The organism is Candidatus Thiothrix putei (genome assembly GCA_029972225.1).
GTDB lineage: Bacteria > Pseudomonadota > Gammaproteobacteria > Thiotrichales > Thiotrichaceae > Thiothrix > Thiothrix putei.
On sequence record CP124756.1, the window covers coordinates 2,234,101 to 2,252,907 of the forward strand.

12 protein-coding genes and 2 pseudogenes are annotated in these 18,807 nt (G+C 47.9%); 6 read left to right on the forward strand and 8 right to left on the reverse strand.

Going from position 1 to position 18,807, the window contains the following annotated elements:
• Positions 1-19 precede the first annotated feature (19 nt).
• Positions 20-910 carry an NAD(P)-binding domain-containing protein gene (locus tag QJT81_11390; protein WGZ92484.1) on the forward strand — a complete coding sequence of 297 codons (891 nt, stop codon included), beginning with the start codon at positions 20-22 and terminating at the stop codon, positions 908-910.
• On the opposite strand, the gene lptE is transcribed toward QJT81_11390, so the two are convergent.
• The 4 genes from lptE to QJT81_11410 all read right to left on the reverse strand — a co-directional run bounded on the left by lptE (position 900) and on the right by QJT81_11410 (position 7,141).
• Positions 900-1,394, reverse strand: a complete 495-nt coding sequence (lptE, locus tag QJT81_11395; protein WGZ92485.1) for an LPS assembly lipoprotein LptE — start codon at positions 1,392-1,394, stop codon at positions 900-902. The two genes, QJT81_11390 and lptE, sit on opposite strands and share 11 nt — an antisense overlap.
• Positions 1,394-3,985 (reverse strand): leucine--tRNA ligase, encoded by a 2,592-nt coding sequence (gene leuS / locus QJT81_11400; protein WGZ96474.1) that lies wholly within the window; start codon positions 3,983-3,985, stop codon positions 1,394-1,396. The genes lptE and leuS overlap by 1 nt, the downstream gene beginning before the upstream one ends.
• 110 nt (positions 3,986-4,095) lie before the next feature.
• The gene (locus QJT81_11405) at positions 4,096-4,701 is read right to left on the reverse strand and encodes a hypothetical protein (GenBank protein ID WGZ92486.1); all 606 of its coding nucleotides are present in this window, start codon (positions 4,699-4,701) and stop codon (positions 4,096-4,098) included.
• A gap of 16 nt (positions 4,702-4,717) precedes the next feature.
• Positions 4,718-7,141 (reverse strand): Tex family protein, encoded by a 2,424-nt coding sequence (locus QJT81_11410; protein ID WGZ92487.1) that lies wholly within the window; start codon positions 7,139-7,141, stop codon positions 4,718-4,720.
• A 223-nt stretch (positions 7,142-7,364) separates the two neighbouring features.
• Here QJT81_11410 and QJT81_11415 point away from each other — a divergent pair, with 223 nt between their 5' ends.
• Positions 7,365-7,892 (forward strand): YfbM family protein, encoded by a 528-nt coding sequence (locus tag QJT81_11415; GenBank protein ID WGZ92488.1) that lies wholly within the window; start codon positions 7,365-7,367, stop codon positions 7,890-7,892.
• A gap of 61 nt (positions 7,893-7,953) precedes the next feature.
• Here QJT81_11415 and QJT81_11420 read toward each other — a convergent pair whose 3' ends face one another.
• Both QJT81_11420 and QJT81_11425 read right to left on the reverse strand, forming a co-directional pair.
• Positions 7,954-11,181 carry an efflux RND transporter permease subunit gene (locus QJT81_11420; GenBank protein WGZ92489.1) on the reverse strand — a complete coding sequence of 1,076 codons (3,228 nt, stop codon included), beginning with the start codon at positions 11,179-11,181 and terminating at the stop codon, positions 7,954-7,956.
• Positions 11,174-12,265, reverse strand: a complete 1,092-nt coding sequence (locus QJT81_11425; GenBank protein ID WGZ92490.1) for an efflux RND transporter periplasmic adaptor subunit — start codon at positions 12,263-12,265, stop codon at positions 11,174-11,176. The genes QJT81_11420 and QJT81_11425 overlap by 8 nt, the downstream gene beginning before the upstream one ends.
• A gap of 101 nt (positions 12,266-12,366) precedes the next feature.
• On the opposite strand from QJT81_11425, the gene QJT81_11430 reads away from it, so the two are divergent.
• Entirely contained in the window at positions 12,367-13,002 is a 636-nt protein-coding gene (locus tag QJT81_11430) for a DUF4124 domain-containing protein (GenBank protein ID WGZ92491.1), read from the forward strand.
• 450 nt (positions 13,003-13,452) lie between these two features.
• On the opposite strand, the pseudogene QJT81_11435 reads toward QJT81_11430, so the two are convergent.
• Positions 13,453-14,494, reverse strand: a pseudogene (locus QJT81_11435) (IS630 family transposase).
• 127 nt (positions 14,495-14,621) lie between these two features.
• On the opposite strand from QJT81_11435, the gene QJT81_11440 reads away from it, so the two are divergent.
• From QJT81_11440 to QJT81_11450, 3 genes are read left to right on the forward strand one after another with little or no spacing between them, the layout of a single operon-like run.
• Positions 14,622-15,401, forward strand: coding sequence for a chemotaxis protein CheB (locus QJT81_11440; protein ID WGZ92492.1), 780 nt, complete (start codon positions 14,622-14,624; stop codon positions 15,399-15,401).
• Between the two features lie 25 nt (positions 15,402-15,426).
• Positions 15,427-16,758 (forward strand): CheR family methyltransferase, encoded by a 1,332-nt coding sequence (locus tag QJT81_11445; protein WGZ96475.1) that lies wholly within the window; start codon positions 15,427-15,429, stop codon positions 16,756-16,758.
• A 24-nt stretch (positions 16,759-16,782) separates the two neighbouring features.
• Positions 16,783-17,472: a PAS domain S-box protein gene (locus tag QJT81_11450; GenBank protein ID WGZ92493.1), complete on the forward strand. Its 690-nt coding sequence runs from the start codon at positions 16,783-16,785 to the stop codon at positions 17,470-17,472.
• Here the strand turns inward: QJT81_11450 and QJT81_11455 are convergent.
• Positions 17,414-18,738: pseudogene (locus QJT81_11455) on the reverse strand (UPF0236 family protein). The gene QJT81_11450 and the pseudogene QJT81_11455 sit on opposite strands and share 59 nt — an antisense overlap.
• Positions 18,739-18,807: the final 69 nt, after the last annotated feature.

Here is an 18,807-nt window from a genome sequence, read left to right on the forward strand (position 1 = left end):
CCAGAGGATAATGATGCCCATGACTACGCAACCTACTATCGGCTGGATTGGTCCCGGCATTATGGGACGTCCCATGTGCAAACATTTGTTGAGTGCAGGTTTCCCTTTGATAGTTTATGCACGTCGTCGCGAATCAGCTCAAGAATTGCTGGATATGGGGGCTGCATTTGCGCCAACACCGGCTGCCCTTGCAGCTCAAGTCGATATTGCGATATCCATGGTATCTGACACACCTGATGTTGAAGCCGTTTTACTGGGCGACAATAGCGTTATCGAAGGTGGTCAAGCAGGTTTACTCGTGGTGGATATGAGCACTATTTCACCCGTTACAACCCGTAAAATTGCTGAAAAGTTGGCAGAAAAAGGAATTCGTATGTTGGATGCCCCCGTTTCTGGGGGGGATGTCGGTGCAATGGCGGGGACACTGACGATTATGGTAGGGGGTAAAGCAGAAGATTTGGATTACGTGCGCCCTGCCCTTGCGGTCATGGGTAAAACCATCACTCACATCGGTGATCATGGCGCAGGTCAACTTGCCAAAGCCTGTAACCAATTGATTGCAGCACAAACTGTCATTGCAGTAACAGAAGCATTTGAATTGGCGAAAGCGGCTGGGGTTGATCCTGCTAAAATCCGTGCAGCCTTGTTAGGTGGTTTTGCCTACTCAAAGGTGTTGGAATTACACGGGCAACGCATTTTAACAGAAAACTTCCAACCCGGTTTTAAAGCACACTTGCATAATAAGGATATGCATATTGTGACCGATACGCTAACAGCATTTGGTTTGAACTTACCGGGAACACAACGCGCTGCTGATTATATGCAGGCATTAGTGGACGCTGGTAATGGCGAATTAGATTCGTCCGCACTGGCAACCATTGTGCAACACAATGCGAAGGTTATCGGATAGCTTGCAAGCGCAATAGGATTAAACGCACAGCTTCATGGCGCAACTCTTCCTTGATAACGTTTTCTTCTTCGGCTGTGCCTAACACGTACTGACCATCGTAGACTTGGGAACGTTCTGCATTGACAGAACGTTCTATCCCTTCAACCATTGAACGGGTTTTAACGCGGAAGTCAACCGTAAGGCTATGGTTAAACTCACGCACTTGCCTTGTCGAAGAGTAACCCGATACGGAACGGTTTTCACGCACATTAGTAATACTGAGTATTGTGACAGCATCTTGCTCGCTTTGCTCAATATTTGCTCCTGCGTCTTCTAAGCTATCGCGTAAGACCAACCCAAAATCACTGCGCGGATCAACCCCCTGTATGTAAATACCTTGGCTCATCAACTCGGGCAAGGGTTTACTGCCCCGCAGATGAAATGGCTCACCGCCACAACCTAACAGCAACATCGACAGACTTAACAGCAACAACAAAGTCTTCATCAGTTCGCCACAATATTAACCAGACGGCCTTTCACGACAATGACCTTTTGCACGGTCAAACCGTCAAGAAACTTCTGAACATTTTCATTAGCTAATGCCGTTGCCTTAATAACATCTTCAGCCGTATTCGCGCTCACTTGCACTTTACCACGTACTTTACCGTTCACTTGAACAATGAGTTCTAAGGTATTTTGTACTAAAGCACCTTCATCGACAGCAGGCCAACGTGCATCCACAACCGCTTCATTATGTCCTAAAGCTTGCCAAAGTGCATGAGAGATGTGCGGTGTAATCGGTGCAAGCATCAACACAACACATTCCAAAGCTTCTTGGCGTATGGCGCGGCCTTGCATAGTTTCATCAGCAAAACGTGAAATATCATTCAGTAATTCCATATTCGCAGCAACCGCAGTGTTGAACGTGTGTCGACGCGCCATATCATCCCCCACTTTCTGCACACTTTGGTGGACTTTACGGCGCAAGGCTTGCTGTGCATCATCCAAATTCGTCGTATCCAATGGCGCGGTGATACCAACAGACACATGGTCAAACACCTGTTTCCAAAGACGACGTAAAAACCGTTGCGCTCCTTCTACACCAGAATCTGACCATTCCATGCTTTGATCCGGCGGTGCGGCAAACATCGAGAACAAACGCAGCGTATCCGCTCCGTATTTCTCAATCATTTCCTGCGGGTCAGCGCCATTATTCTTGGATTTGGACATTTTGGTAATGCCGCCTGACTGCACCGGTAAACCGTCAGCAATCAACGTTGCACCAATCACACGGGCTTTGTCATCGCGCTCGACCGTCACCGCCGTGGGTTGGAACCAATCCTGACCACCGTTCTCTTTCTCACGGTAGAACGTTTCTGCCAACACCATGCCTTGGGTCAACAAGTTAGTAAACGGTTCATCAGAATCCACTAAGCCGTTGTCGCGCATCAATTTATGGAAGAAACGCGAATACAACAAGTGCAAAATCGCGTGTTCAATACCGCCGATATAATAATCAACCGGTAGCCAATAATTAGCCCGTGAATCCAGCATTGCCTCATCACTATCGGGGCATGTGTAGCGAGCGTAATACCACGAGGACTCAAAAAACGTGTCGAACGTGTCGGTTTCGCGAGTAGCGGGTTTTCCACAGCATGGACAAGCCGTTTGGTAAAATTCAGGCATCCGTTTAATTGGTGAGCCACCGGTTTCATCAAAGGTCACGTCTTCGGGCAAAATCACCGGCAAATCTTTTTCCGGTACGGGTACAGCACCGCAATCATCACAATAAATGATGGGAATCGGGCACCCCCAATAACGTTGCCGTGAAACACCCCAGTCACGCAACCGGAAATTAATCCGTCGCCGCCCCTTACCCTTACCTGACAAATAATCAGCAATGGCTTCAAAGGCAGCGGCAGAGGTCAGCCCGTTAAACTCCCCCGAATCGATCAATATGCCTTTTTCGGTAAACGCGGCGGTATTCAAATCAATTTCACGTTCATCTGCTGGCGCAATCACCTGCTTAATGGGCAAGTCGTAAGCCTTGGCAAATTCCCAGTCACGCTGATCGTGTGCCGGAACCGCCATCACCGCCCCAGAGCCATAAGACATCAGCACGAAATTGGCGACCATGACCGGCACACTCGCGCCCGTTACCGGATGCAGCGCCATGATTCCCGTCGCCATACCCTTCTTTTCCATCGTAGCCATATCGGCTTCGGCGACTTTGACCAGTTTGCATTCTTCGATGAAAGCGGCTAGTGCAGGATTAGTAGCTGCTGCTTTCAGCGCAAGTGGATGTTGTGCCGCAACTGCGACATAGGTCACTCCCATCAAAGTATCTGGGCGGGTGGTGAACACACTTAACTTGCTATCTGAACCTGCCAAACCAAATTCGAGCTCTACCCCTTCCGAACGCCCAATCCAGTTTTCTTGCATGGTACGCACTTGTTGAGGCCAGCCCGGCATCTTGCCGATTTCTTCCAACAATTCATCAGCATAAGCAGTAATTTTCAGAAACCACTGGTCAATTTCACGCTGTTCAATCAATGCACCAGAACGCCAGCCACGTCCATCAATGACCTGCTCATTAGCTAATACCGTTTGGTCAACCGGATCCCAATTTACCGTGGATTTTTTACGGTATACCAGCCCTTTTTCATATAATTGGGTAAAAAACCATTGTTCCCAGCGGTAATAGTCAGGTGCGCAAGTGGCAATTTCACGTGACCAATCAATACCCAACCCCATCGACTTGAGTTGGCTGCGCATGTAACCAATGTTTTTGTAAGTCCAAGCAGCGGGAGCAGTATTGTTTTTGATGGCTGCATTTTCAGCAGGCAAACCGAACGCATCCCAACCCATCGGTTGCAACACGTTTTTACCCTGCATCCGCTGGAAACGTGCAATCACATCACCGATGGTGTAATTGCGGACATGCCCCATGTGCAGCACGCCGCTGGGGTAAGGAAACATGGAGAGGCAGTAATACTTTTCCTTGTTAGGGTCTTCGGTGACTTCAAAGGTACGTTGTTGTTCCCAGAATTGCTGAATTTCCGGTTCCAAGGATTGCGGTTGATACTGTTCCTGCATATTACTCATAGCCTAGGCTTGCTTTTCACTGGTGATCAAAGGGGCGAAGCATACAAAGCCTACTGACAATATGCCAGCAGCTTTGTGGGTAAGCGCGGGATTATAGCGGATTATTTGGGGCAATTCTCCACGCAAAACTGATAAGGCTTCACTGCCCCGCCACAACTGGTATAGCACTGGCGGTACTGCGCATCACATTGGCATTCATTGCTACAAATTAGATCACGAATGCGGGCGGTTTCGCTGCTCAACGTCGGTTTTGCCGGTAACTTATCCGGGCGACTTGGCTCATTCAGCAAGGTCATGCCATTGAGCAGGGAATGGTGGTGTAAGCAACTGGCTGATTCTTTACCGTCGCGGTCACAGGTAAGCCGCCGCAGATCGTGTTGCAATTCACGCTGACGCAATTCCATTTCGTAAAAGCGCAAATCGGTTTGATAACGTTCCATTTCACGTTGCCACGCAGCCAAACGGGTGTCGTATTCACTGAGTTTTGCGGGAAGTTCGGTTTTAGCCTGTTGTTCAGCTTTGGCACTGCATTGACCGTATTGCAGATTGCATTGCAAGTTGCAGGTGCGCGTTTGAGTTTCACAGCGGTTGAGACAACTCAGACCGCCGGTACTTGTCGGTGGTGTGAATTCATAGCGGGTTTCGTATTGCGGCGCACAGCCGGATAACAGCCAAAGACTGAATAAAAATCCCCACCATTTGTTCATCACTCACCTCATTGTTTTATTTACGCATTTTTGCCAAGGCTGCGGCTAAGGCATCCCCCATTGCGGAGTTTGCGGCAGGCGCAGCGTCCTTCATAGTTTTTTTCGCGTTAGGTTGACGGGCATCCGCTTTACGGTCGTTACGATCATGACTGCGTTCCTGCTGCGGACGTGCCGCCACCGGTCGACGCTCTTCACGGTTAGCCACTGCCTTTGCGACGGGGTTTGAGACAGCTTTGGGCTGGGTAGATTCCAAACGCATGGTTAAACTGATTCGCTTACGCTGTACATCAACCTCTTCGACGCGCACGTTTACCACATCACCGGTACGCACGACTTCACGCGGGTCTTTAATGAATTTGTCGGTCAGTTGGGAAATGTGTACCAAGCCGTCTTGATGCACACCGATGTCCACAAATGCACCAAAATTCGCTACATTAGTAACCACACCTTCGAGAATCATGCCCGGTTGTAAATCTTTCAGCTCATTGACGCCTTCACGGAACGTAGCGGTCACAAATTCAGGGCGTGGGTCACGACCCGGTTTTTCCAATTCTGCCAAAATATCGCGAATTGTGGGAACACCGAACTGTTCAGTCACGTAATCGGCAGGTTTAAGCGTGCTAACAAACTCGCTATTTCCTACCAATTCTTGCAATGGCTGACGGTTCACAGCGGCAATCTGCTCAACCAGCGTGTAGGCTTCTGGGTGAACGGCGGATGCATCCAAGGGGTATTCCCCATCACGAATACGCAAGAAACCGGCGGCTTGTTCAAAGGTTTTCGCGCCTAGCCGTGACACTTTCTTCAATTGATTGCGATTGCGGAATGCGCCATTGTCATTGCGGAACTCCACAATATTGTCAGCAATCCCACTGTTTAAACCGGAAACCCTTGCCAGTAATGCGGCAGACGCGGTATTCACATCGACCCCAACCGCGTTTACGCAGTCTTCGACCACTGCGTCCAGCGAACGCGCCAGTTCTGGTTGATTCAAATCGTGTTGGTATTGACCGACACCAATGGATTTTGGGTCAATTTTCACCAATTCTGCCAGCGGGTCTTGCAAGCGGCGAGCAATGGATACTGCGCCACGAATGGAAACATCCAAACCGGGGAATTCACGGGCAGCCAGTTCTGAGGCGGAATACACCGATGCACCGGCTTCTGAAACCACGATTTTAGACAGCTTGAGTTCGGGATGACGGCTAATCAAATCGCCAGCTAACTGATCGGTTTCACGGGATGCCGTGCCATTGCCAATGCTGATCAATTCAACGCTGTGTTTAGCGCATAAATCTGCCAGTATCGCAATCGACTGATCCCATTGCTTTTTCGGCACATGCGGGTAGATCGTGGCAAAATCCAATAACTTACCCGTCGCATCGACAACTGCAACTTTCACCCCAGTGCGAAAACCGGGGTCAAGTCCCAGCGTATTACGTGCTCCAGCAGGTGCTGCTAACAATAAATCTTTCAAATTCGCCGCAAACACGCGGATGGCTTCTGCCTCGGCCTGTTCACGCAAACGTTGATTCAGGTCGGTGCTTAAACGGCTGTGCAATTTTACTTTCCACGTCCAACGTACTGTATCCAGCAACCACCGATCAGCAGCCCTGCCCTGATCATAAATATTGAATGTTTGGGCAATTTTCTCTTCACACGGGTGACTCATACCGTCCGCTACGGCGACATCCAGTTTTAAATCCAGAATACCTTCGTTACGCCCACGGAATAATGCCAACGCGCGGTGAGACGGGATCTTGTTTAGCGCTTCGCTATACGCAAAGTAGTCCGTAAATTTCTGCCCCTCATCTTCCTTACCCGCAATGACACTGGATTCAAAACCGCCCTGCTCCCACAAATATTCGCGCAATGTGCCGCTCAGTTCAGGGTTTTCAGCGAAATCCTCCATGAGGATTTGCCGCGCCCCATCCAACACCACTTTGGTGTCCGCAAACTCCATCTCAGGGTTAAGGTATTTAACGGCTTCGGTTTCGGGGTCAAGTTGCGGGTTGTTGAGCAAGGCTTCTGCCAGTGGTTGGATTCCTGCTTCGCGGGCAATCATCGCTTTGGTGCGACGCTTGGGTTTGTAAGGCAGATAAATGTCTTCGAGTTCGGTGCGGGTTTGCGCCTGCAATATTTGCTGCTCTAACTCAGGGTTCAACTTGCCTTGTTCGCGGATAGAGTGAAGTACCGTTTCACGACGTTTTTCCAGTTCACGTAAGCTGCCCAGACGAGTTTCGAGGTAACGCAGTTGGGTATCGTCCAGCCCACCGGTTTTTTCCTTACGGTAGCGAGCAATGAAAGGAACCGTTGAACCCTCGTCCAATAAGGCGACAGCACTAGCCACTTGCTGTTCTTGAACCGCCAATTCGGTAGCGATACGGGAAAGAATACTTTGCATACGAAACTCGTTGTTGTGATCAATGCCTTGCATCATAACAAAGTCAGGGGAAGGCTCAAACAATGTGAATTGATTCTATTGGTGATGATTATCACAGCTAAAGCAGTTAACGACTGTAATAATCCAACCACAACGCAAGTAAGTAACCAAACATGGCTTCTATTCAACCTATTGATTCTATAAAACAACACGTTGAGAAGCTTACTAACACTAACAAGGTAATTGGCTTGAGCCATTGTTCAAAAAGGGTTTAACTATCATGGGTGTACATTTACATCTTGCTGCCATTTCTGATTTCAATATCAGTCGTCTCATGGCACATCCGCAACTTATCTGGACTTTAGTCACGGCTGAAACCCGCTTTCCTGCATCACGCTATGCTCTAGAGCCTGAGGGCATCACTCTGCGAGAAACCTTGGGTGAATACTGGCATGGCATCCACTACCTCCTATGTGGTCAAGGCTGGAATGGTCAGTTACCGGGTGCTTTTTTGCTGGATGGCGGCAGTTATGTGGGCGATGTGGACTTGGGCTATGGCCCTGCCCGAACATTTGATTCAGGTGAAGTCAAGCACATTACCCAAGCGCTAGTGAATAAAACACCGGAGACATTACGCCAGCACTTTGATACCAATCAAATGTTGGATGAGGATATTTACCCGCCAATATGGGATGGTAATGCTCAAGCGCTGGACGCTTGCCTCCAGCGCTTCCAAGCGATGCAGCATTTTATGCGACATGTCGCCGAAAATGACCTTGGTTTAGCTGTCTATTTGCAAGAAACGTAAATCCCCGTACCACTCGCGCAGCAACGGGGATTACGTCAGATTGAACACGAAAAAGGTGGGGTTAAATCGCCCCACCCACAATAGTAGCTAAACGATTGCGGGCGTACATATAATACATCAGCGGAATCAGTACCAGTGTCAATACCGTGGATACCAATATACCAAAAATCAATGATACGGCGAGTCCACCAAAAATTGGATCATCAATAATAAAGAATGCACCGACCATGGCCGCCAATGCGGTTAATGCAATAGGTTTGGCACGTACTGCGCTTGAATTAATCACCGCATCTTTCAAATCCATGCCGCTTCTCACTTGTTCATTAATGAAATCGACTAACAAGATGGAGTTGCGGACGATAATCCCAGCAAGCGCAATCATGCCGATCATTGAGGTTGCAGTAAATTGCATTCCCAGCAATGCATGACCCGGCATAACACCGATAATGGTTAACGGAATGGGCGACATGATGACTAGCGGAACCATATACGACCTGAATTGTGCCACGATCAACAGGAAGATCAGAATCATTCCTACCCCGTAAGCAATCCCCATATCGCGGAAGGTTTCGTAAGTCACTTGCCATTCACCATCCCATTTCATCCCATACAAATAAGGGTCATCCGGCTGCGCAACAAAGAATTGATTAATCGGATTATCATACACGGACAGTTCTTTAATGCCACTAAAGATCTCGAACATGCCATACAGCGGGCTGTCTGTTGTCCCTGCCATATCACCGGTCACGTACACAACCGGCAGCAAATCTTTGTGATAAATGGAATGTTCCCGTGTGGTTTCCTGCACACTGACCAATTCAGACATCGGCACTAACTCACCCGCCTGACTACGTACACGCAATGCCAGTACCGAATCCATTTTATCTTTCAATGCTACCGGAAACTCGACGCGAATCGGTACTGCATACTTAATACCCTTACCGTGTAAAAACACTACGTCTTCACCACGCAATACCGTATCAATAGCAGAAGCAATCGTATCTTGGGATACACCTAGCAACGCCGCTTTACGACGATCGACTTGTACCACCAAACGCTTTTGCGGGTATTCGACACTATCATCAATATCCACAATGTCTTGGGTTTGTTCAAATATACCTCGAACCTGCTTGGCAACCGCAATTTGTCCCGGATAATCCAAACCATACACTTCAGCCACAATTGGTGACATCACCGGTGGTCCCGGTGGCACTTCGACTACTTTCACATTGGCATTGTACTTTTTAGCAATGTCTTGCAAAGGTGGGCGTACATCTAAAGCGATTTCATGACTTTGACGTTCACGTCCGTGAGCATCCGTTAGATTGACTTGAATATCACCAATATTAGAGCCTTCGCGTAAATAGTATTGACGCACCAAACCATTGAAGTTGATGGGTGCAGCGGTTCCTGCATAAATTTGGTAATCGGTTACCTCATCGACTTTCCCCAAATACTCTGACATTTCATTCAGTACCCGCGACGTTTGCTCCAATGAGGTACCTTCCGGCATATCCAGTATCACCTGGAATTCGGATTTATTGTCGAAAGGCAGCATTTTCAGTACTACTAGCTTGAATACTGCTAGGGAGGCAGATAACACGATCAATAAAGTAATGACTGCGAACAAGGTCGTGCGACGTTTACCACCTTTTTTATCGTCTAGAAATGGGGACATGATACGACTGAAAAAACCGTGCAACTTATTGTTATCGTGATGATGGAGGCTGAAATCAACGTTGGCCAACATTTTTCCTGTCATCCAAGGTGTCACTACGTAAGCGACTGCCAATGAAATCAGCATCCCCATACTGGCATTGATCGGAATCGGCGACATATAAGGCCCCATTAATCCCGATACAAATGCCATGGGCAACAACGCTGCAATCACCGTAAACGTTGCCAATATGGTAGGGCCACCTACTTCATCGACGGCTACTGGAATCACGTCCAACAGCTTTTTCCCACCTTGCTGCATGTGACGGTGAATATTTTCCACCACCACAATGGCATCATCGACCAAAATACCGATAGAGAAAATCAACGCAAACAACGAAACCCGATTTAAGGTGAAACCATAAGCCCATGATGCAAACAAGGTTACCGCTAAGGTAATCACCACCGCAGCACCCACAATCAGGGCTTCCCGCCACCCTAAAGCAAACCAAATCAACAAGGCTACTGCGATGGTTTCAATAATGAGTTTGTGAATCAGCTTTTCAGACTTCGCCTGAGCTGTCTCGCCGTAATTACGCGTGACAGTGACATTCACACCTTCTGGCACGAACGTCCCCCGCAATTTTTCGAAGCGATCAATGACACTATTGGCAATATCGACTGCATTCGTTCCAGGCTGCTTGGCAACAGCAATGGTGACGGCTGGGGTATGGATACCTGCTTGCAATTCTTTATGTGATGCTGCGCTACCTGTTCCAAAAGTGACGTAAGCTTCCGGCGAATCAGAAGTACGTTTTACTTCCGCAACATCGTTAAGGAAAACAGGTTTGCCGTCGAAGACACCGACCATCAGCTCCCCTACTTCTGCCGCGTCCATCAGGAATGTACCGGCTTGTACTTGAATTTCCTCGTTGTTATTCACCAAGGAAACAGCATCACGAGCAGAATTACTGGCGTGTAGCGCATTCCGCAAATCTGCCAGCGAGATACCATGACCAGCAAGTTTTTCAGCATCCAGCAAGACATGAACAATTTGTTGCGGGCCACCAATCGTGTAAATATCACGCGATCCGGGTACGCGCTTGAGTTCGGATTCAATGGCATGTGCCACTTGATTCAATTCATAAGCACCGCGTTTATCATCTTCGGTCCACAATGTCAGCGCAACAATCGGTACATCATCAATTCCTTTCGGCTTGATCAGTGGCGTACCCACGCCAAGATTTTGTGGCAACCAGTCTTGATTGGAAGCAACTTTGTTATATAAACGCACCAGTGCATCCGTTCGATCCTGCCCCACTTTGTATTGCACGGTTAAAACCGACATACCCGGCATGGAGGTGGAATAAATATGTTCCAACCCCTCAATTTCAGACAGCACTTGTTCAGCAGGTGTACTAACCAAACTTTCTACCTGTTCAGCACTAGCCCCCGGAAACGGGATAAACACATTGGCAAATGTCACATTGATCTGTGGATCTTCCTCACGAGGCGTCACCATGACGGCAAATAAACCCAATAGCAAACCAACCAATGCCAGCAGAGGTGTGATTTCCGTGATCAGGAATTTCTTTGCAATTCCCCCTGAAATGCCCAACTTTGGCTCACTCATCGTGTTTTGCCTCCGCTGCTTGTTGCTTCAGGGAAATGGCTGCTTGTACAGGATCAAGTGCGATGGTTTCACCGGCATCGACACCGGCTAATACACTGATATTGTTGTCATCCAGCTTTTTTCCCAAACGGATTTGACGTAATGCAGGTTTGCCGTCTTCATTGATGACATACACGCCAATGACTTCACTACGTACCACCACAGCACTTTCTGGAATACTCACCACATTTTCTTGCTGCCCAATGACAAAAGCCACTTTAACAAACATACCGGGGAACAAGTCTTGTGCGCCCTCTTTTAGATCAATCCTGACTTTAAACGCATTGGTTTTAGGATCCGCGTAAGGAAAAAAGGTCAAGGACTCAACAGCCAACGATTTATTAGAGCCATCCTGAAACACAAAGGCTTTCTTTTCCTGACGAACTTTTCCAATTAAACGCTGGGGTACTTCGACAACCACTCGCATTTTATCCAGTGAAATACCGGTCATGATTGGCGTACCAGGATTGACAGCCTCGCCTAACTGCACATGGCGTTTCGTCACGATCCCCCCGTAAGGGGCAATTAGTGTCGTATAACCCAATTGTTCGCCCGCTTGGGTAACTTGTGCTTTAGCCGCAGCTAACCGCGCTTCCGCCGCTTTTAACCCTGCTTGAGCTGCGTCCAAATCAGCTTTGGGCACGAGGCGTTTCGCATAAATCTCACTGACACGTTTAAAATCTGTTTGTGCTTCGCTATAACGTGCTTGTGCTTCATCCAGTGAAGCTTGCGCCTGCTCTACTCCAGCCTGCTGATTTTTGGATTTGATCCGCGCAATCACTTTGCCCGGTTCTACGTAATCATCCACATCGTAAAACAGTTTTTCGATAACACCACTGGTCTGCGCCGAGATAGTACTTTCATTAACCGCTTCAACATGACCATCCAGATAATACAACTCCGGTGTAACAATCGCGTTAACCGTGGTCGTTTGCAAGGCAATTTGTACCTGTGCGGAAGCGGCTGGCTGTATTTGCTCAGAACTCCCGCAAGCCGATAATGCCGACAATCCGACGATCAGTAACCACTTTGGTAACATTTTCATGGCATACTTACCTTAAAACAAAATGAGAAGTTGACGCATCCTAACAGAGAATATTAGAAAATACTAATATGTAGTTAAAATCAAACATAACAAGGTGATACATGAAAAAAGCAATCTTTATGCCAGTCGTCTTACTAACAGCCATATTTATGACAACCCATGCGGCAGCAGACATGTACAAGTGGACGGATAAAAATGGAGAAGTCCACTACACCCAAACTCCCCCGCCACCAGAAGCAAATGGCAAGAATATTGAAGACGATATACGCCTTTCCACAGGTAAACTCGGCAATGTTATTCCTAAAGAGAATAGCATATCAGAACCCAAAGATGGGTTAGAACAAGCACGTCAAGACGGCGAAAAAAGTGATCAAAAGCATCGTGAGTTCTGTGCTCAACAAGCTGAAGCACTCAAAAAAATGACAGCAAATGCATTAATTAAATGGAAAGATGAGCAAGGTGAACGTTTTCTGACAGCAGAAGAAAAAACCACCAAAATGAAAGAGATTCAGAAAAATATTGACAGCATGTGCAAACCAGAGATGTTTAGTAAAAGTAACAACAAATCAACCAGCCAAACTGAAAAGGCCGTTGACGCACGTCTTACTGATGACACCGATGAAACCTCAGAACTCAACCCCAATAATACAACACCTGATGCTGCAAGCGTTGCTGGCAATGCAACAGAGAATCAAACAAATAAAGCAACAGCAGCTATGTTACCAGCAACTGATTGACTTAAATCAAGAAAATAGAATGCAACCTAGTGAAAACCCTTGTGAAGCCCACTGTTTTCCCACGGTTTTATGTATTGGTTTATTAGCAAATACTAATTACAGTCTGCTCCAGTACTTGCAACAAGAAACGTGTTAAACGCTAAGCTAGGAACGAAAGCAAGTACCAATAAAACAGAACGAACGAAACGATAATAGAATTAATCTGGGGAGTCAGAGCCATCTGACTCCCCAATTTTTTTGGGATTTTCGGCACGGTAAAATTATCTGCTATTCTAAGCTTGTTACAACAAGGACAACACCATGACTACCGACATTGATAGCGAACAAGTCGACAAGAAAGAAGATGACAATCGCACCATTATCGTTGGCATTGGCGCATCAGCAGGCGGTTTAGAGGCATTGAGAGCCTTAGTTCCTAACCTCCCTATTGATGAACGTGTTGTTTATACTTCAACCGCCCATAATTGCAGATTCCTCAAAGGTCTGAAAGTTGAGAGTCAGCAAGGAGTCCAAGGCTTTTTTATGCGTAGTGTGGGTTTGTGCCAAACAGGCATCAATGGCCTGCGCAAACGCGGTAAAGTTTTCATGGTAACGTGAATACAGGCATTCCTTCTTCACAAACTTCCAGAGGCGCTCAATCAGGTTCAGGTTGGGGGAATAAGCGGGTAGGAACAACAGTTCGATCCCGAGTGTTTGGGCGAATGTTTGTACCAGGCTACAGCGCTGGTAACGGGCATTGTCCATCACCAAGGTCACCGGGACATCCAGGGCCAATGCCTTGATTTGCCGAAGCAACTGACAAACACTTTGGGAGTTGATGTAACTGTCATTGGTCACGGTGACCAGTTCATGGGTGACTGCATTCAACGCACCGAGGACATTGTAGCGCTGGCGTCCGGCAGGGGCGCGGATGAACAGCCGGGTGAAACACCACAGGAACCCCAGAAACGGGGCCAGGACAAAATGGGCGGCGTCGACAAAGAAAACGGCGCGTTTTCCGGCCTTGGCCTCCTCAAGACGCGGCTCCAGCTCTTTTTTTAAAAGTCTCCTGGGCAGCAGGGTCGGCTTTCGCCGGTATCATCCCCACCTTCCTGACGGACAAACCCAAGTCATGCAGGAATAGCCGCACGGCTTCCCGCTTGAGTTCAAGGCCGGTTAAGCGCTGTATATCAGCGATCGCCTGACTGATCCGGGTCGGTGGATGCTTCTCAAAATGTTTCTTCAGGGGCTCACGGAAAGGTTCCAACCGGCGGGTTGGGCGACGGAAATCCAGTTGTTCCAAGGCAGCGATCCCACCTTGTTGGTAACGTTTCAAATAACGGGTGACCGTCGTTGAACTCACCTGTGCCAGCCGTTCAATGTCCCCATGCGCCATTCCCTGGCTTTTTAGCCACAACACTTCCATCCGTTGGCGGACGCGAGGGTGGGCATGGCGGTAACGCCCCTCATTCAAGGCGGTTTGATCGGATTCGCTGAAGTCTATCTGGATCATGGAAAGGACGACCGGTTGCCAATAACAGCCGTACTTTGCTTGAGGGCTTCTCATTATTCAACAGCTATTCACGGGCAAAGTATATATTTTGGCACAGCACCTGTATCCTAAACACAGCAGCATGATGGTGCCTATCCTAGCACGCGAAACCAAACTCCCCATTGCTGAATTGCAACACAATCAACCCATCCAAACAGGGATGTTTTATATTGTCCCACCGGCGATGGATGCGTTTTATGCAAGTGGGCGTTTTCATCTGGAAAAAGCCACCGGTATTGGCCCCAAACCCTCTGTTGATCGTCTGTTTGCCTCATTGGCAGAAAATCATGGCAGGCATTCCCTCGGCATCATTCTTTCTGGAACCGGCACGGATGGCACACACGGTATTCGTGCGATCAAAGCCGAAGGCGGCATTACCATTGCGCAACTCGAATCCACTGCCCGATTTGACAGTATGCCGCATTCTGCTATCGGCACGGGGCATGTTGATCTGGCACTGCCTCCTGAAGATATTGCCCAGCAAATCCACGACATGCTGGCGCAGCCGGATATTTCATTCTTATTTGCCAGCAAGCCAGAACCAAGTGAAGATGAGATTCAGGAAATCCTGAGGATGCTGCTTGATCAGACCGGTACGGACTTTCGCGATTACAAACGCAATACCTTGCTACGCCGTATCGAACGCCGCATGACGGTACACAAATGCAAGCAATTGAGTGAGTACGCTGCTTATCTGAAACAAAAACCTGAAGAATTATACGAACTGCACAATGATATTCTGATTTCTGTGACTAGTTTTTTCCGTGATACGGATGCCTATCAAGCCTTACGGCGGGTGATTGAAGATGTTGTGCCTGAGGGTGGGCATGAAATTCGGGTGTGGGTAAGCGGGTTGTGCCACGGGTGAAGAAGCCTATTCCATAGCTATTCTGCTGTCAGAATACCTCGGCAACCGCATTGCCCGGTATAAAATACAAATTTTCGGCACTGATTTATACGATGGCGTATTGACTATTGCGCGTCAGGCACGTTATTCCAAAGCCTCCGTGGCCGGTATTGAACAACGTATTCTCGACAAATATTTCATTCAGAAAGACGGTGAATACCAACTGACCCAGACCATTCGTAATATGGTGCTGTTTGCACGTCATGACTTAGTACGCGACCCACCTTTCTCACACTTGAATTTAGTATCCTGTCGTAATGTATTGATTTATTTCAATCAAACATTGCAGCGCAATGTATTGGAATCCTTCCATTACGGTTTAGAACCTGATGGCATTATGTTTCTCGGCAAATCTGAAACCATTGGTGGTAGTGACCGTTTATTTGTCACCGTGGATCGTAAATCACGTATTTATCGCCGCCGCAGCGACATTAAAGGACACTTACCCTATTTATTGCAGAATCGTTCACTCCGTGAACAACGCAACCAACATTACAGCAATAATCTCCGCGATAAACCCCGAGCTAAATTACAAGATTCCATCGACAAGCTGTTAGTCAATATTTACCAACCTGCCTGCATCATGTTGGATGACCGTCAGGAAATTGTGTATGTTCGAGGAAATGTTGACCCTTATCTTGGTTTTGCGGAAGGTCGGGCGGCCTTGGGGGTACTGGATTTAATTCGTACCGAATTGCGTCAAGATTTACGTGGTCTGATTTACAAAGCGCGGCGTACCGATGAAGCAATTAGCAGTCGCCGTATTAATTTCACCCTTAATGGTGAACCAGTCCGCATCGTCATGCGTACCCGTCATTTCCCAGCGGGCAAACTCACTGACACTGAAGTTAGCGTCGTCATTTTTGAAGTATTGCCCCCCAACGACTACCCAATCACTCCAGAACAAGAAGCATTAAGCGTCAGTGATGCGTTGCGTATCAAAGAATTGGAAGAAGAACTGCGTGAAGTTCGTGAAAGTTTGCAAACCACGATCGAAGAATTGGAAACCTCGAACGAAGAATTGCAATCCACCTACGAAGAAGCCCAATCCACCTACGAAGAAGCCCAATCCACCAATGAAGAACTCTACACCTCCAGTGAAGAATTGCAGACATCCAATGAAGAGCTGCAATCCACTAATGAGGAATTGCGCACGGTTAACCAAGAAGTTAGCGTCAAAAGCAGTGAGCTTGAAACCGCTAACTTGCAATTAAAAAATACCAACGAACAGTTACTACACGAAATCGAAGAACGCAAATGGGCGGAAGCTCGTCTGGAAATTGAACGCGCTAAGTTGGATACCATTTTCCAAAGCTAACCCAACTGGATTAACATTTGCGCGTTGGATGGCACGATTCAGGAGGTGAACCCAGCGGGACCATTGATTATGGAGGCTAAAAATCCAGAACAGTTGATCGGGCACTCGCTTAAAGATTTCGTTTTTCCTGAATACCAAGCGGACGTGGATGCCTGTATCACCCAAATCAGTCAAACTGGCGAATTTCACGCCCGTGAAGTCAAGGTTAGAACCTTCAAAGGCAATGTACGCTGGCTGGAAATACGCCCAGTGTTGATTCATTTGGATAACGATGAATTGCGCATTATGTCGATTATTGTAGACCACACTGATCGCATGATTGCCCAACAATTATTGGCTGACCGTCAACAAGAGCTGGCGCATATCATGCGCTTAAATACCCTAGGTGAGATGGCTTCTGGCATCGCTCATGAACTGAATCAACCTTTATCCGCGATTGCGAACTACATTCGTGGTTGTGAATTACGCATGAAAAGCAACGAATGCAGCATGACGGATATTGTCGATGTCATGCAATTAGTCAGCACTCAAGTACGACGGGCAGGTGAAATTCTACGTTATGCCAAAGATTTTACCCGCAAAGATCAGGATGTCGAATGGCAAGAACACGATATTAACCAGATCATTGAGGGTGTGAACAAAAGTGCGGTAAACCTCATGCCGCCTCAGCGGTGTTTCGCCAATAATGCTTCCATTGCTGGTTTCCCCGCATGACCCTCAACGCCAACATATCCGCCGCATTATCACTTTTCCACCATGCCCCCGATTTTTTTAAGCGTTGCTGGATGATGTAACGGTGTGCACTTTCTATTTCGCCCGACCCCACGGGCAATCCGAGGGATTTTGCTGTCGGGTAATCCAGTTGCTCAATGCGGTTGCTCAGGTAACGGTGACAAGCTCGTACTGGGGCGTTACTGTCTTCTACCGTTTCTGCTTCGAGGAAAGGTTTCAGTGTGTCGATGACCGCTTGAGCTTGACCATCCTGTAGGGCTTTTTTCTGTTTGGCAAACCATTTATCCTTGTCCTTGAGGCATGAACAGCTTGCGGATGCTGCTGATAGGTATTCACAAACATGATAAAAATCAATCAGGTAATGTCCTTGTGTGCCAAATTGTTCATCCACTTGACGGTTGATCCAGCTTGCCCCATCACCCACCGCATGGAGGAACGTGCTTTTTCCAAATCCAGCACGGCAGGCGGTGTCGAATAAGATTTTTCCAGCATCTTCTACCGTGCCACCGAATATTGCGCCAAACGTTGGCGTAGCACTGCCTTTGGCGTGGGCAAGACACAGGCGGGCTTCTTTCCAGCTTTCCTTTTTGCCTTTGCGCTTGTCGGGGGCTGTTTCGTCAATCTCGACGATGGGGATCATGCTGCCGTCCATTTCGGCAATGACATAGGCTTTTCCCAACGTGCTTGGATAGTCTTTTATCAACACTTGGGATTCATGGATGCGTTTGGCGTGACCTTCGGTGATGTGTCGGATGCTGCTGGATGCCAGCCGTATCCCGTAATGTTCTTCTAATTTATCAGGCACTTGAGCAAATGAACAGTCCGCCCCAAAGTCCGTCACCGCCCGTTGCAGCGGGAGCGAACAGCCTCGGCAAACAACCTCGGCACTCTGGCTAAAGGGGCGGACACGCTTGCCGGGAATCCGGTAGACCGGTTCGCTTATGTGGATTTTTCCGTAGGTCGTGTGCCAATGACAGTTTTTTTTCCACTCTTTACATACTTCCCAATGCCTTCTTCACAGGCTGGGGCTGTGCATTTTTCTACACGTTTGTTTGCCCATGCAGTGATCGCATCATTTCCCATTTGGCGCAGTTCTTCTATCACCCGCTGTTCGGCGTCTGCTGCTTTGATAATGTCATCACCGGCATTTTCAACCACCTCGATTAGCCCTTCCATCCGAGCTTTTAATGCGGGGTTGCGGTTCAAGGCTTCTAAAAGTTTTTGGTCGCGGGAGCTAACTGTCAACATGGGAAAGTCCTTTTTCTCTGGTTTTAGGGGATGCCATCTTAGTCTACAGGACACCGCACTTTTGTTCAC

Excerpts from the sequence above, each read along its gene's own strand:
- QJT81_11390 (WGZ92484.1), top strand. The coding sequence starts at position 20 with ATGACTACGCAACCTACTATCGGCTGGATTGGTCCCGGCATTATGGGA.
- lptE (WGZ92485.1), bottom strand. The coding sequence starts at position 1,394 with ATGAAGACTTTGTTGTTGCTGTTAAGTCTGTCGATGTTGCTGTTAGGT.
- leuS (WGZ96474.1), bottom strand. The coding sequence starts at position 3,985 with ATGCAGGAACAGTATCAACCGCAATCCTTGGAACCGGAAATTCAGCAA.
- QJT81_11405 (WGZ92486.1), bottom strand. The coding sequence starts at position 4,701 with ATGAACAAATGGTGGGGATTTTTATTCAGTCTTTGGCTGTTATCCGGC.
- QJT81_11410 (WGZ92487.1), bottom strand. The coding sequence starts at position 7,141 with ATGATGCAAGGCATTGATCACAACAACGAGTTTCGTATGCAAAGTATT.
- QJT81_11415 (WGZ92488.1), top strand. The coding sequence starts at position 7,365 with ATGGGTGTACATTTACATCTTGCTGCCATTTCTGATTTCAATATCAGT.
- QJT81_11420 (WGZ92489.1), bottom strand. The coding sequence starts at position 11,181 with ATGAGTGAGCCAAAGTTGGGCATTTCAGGGGGAATTGCAAAGAAATTC.
- QJT81_11425 (WGZ92490.1), bottom strand. The coding sequence starts at position 12,265 with ATGAAAATGTTACCAAAGTGGTTACTGATCGTCGGATTGTCGGCATTA.
- QJT81_11430 (WGZ92491.1), top strand. The coding sequence starts at position 12,367 with ATGAAAAAAGCAATCTTTATGCCAGTCGTCTTACTAACAGCCATATTT.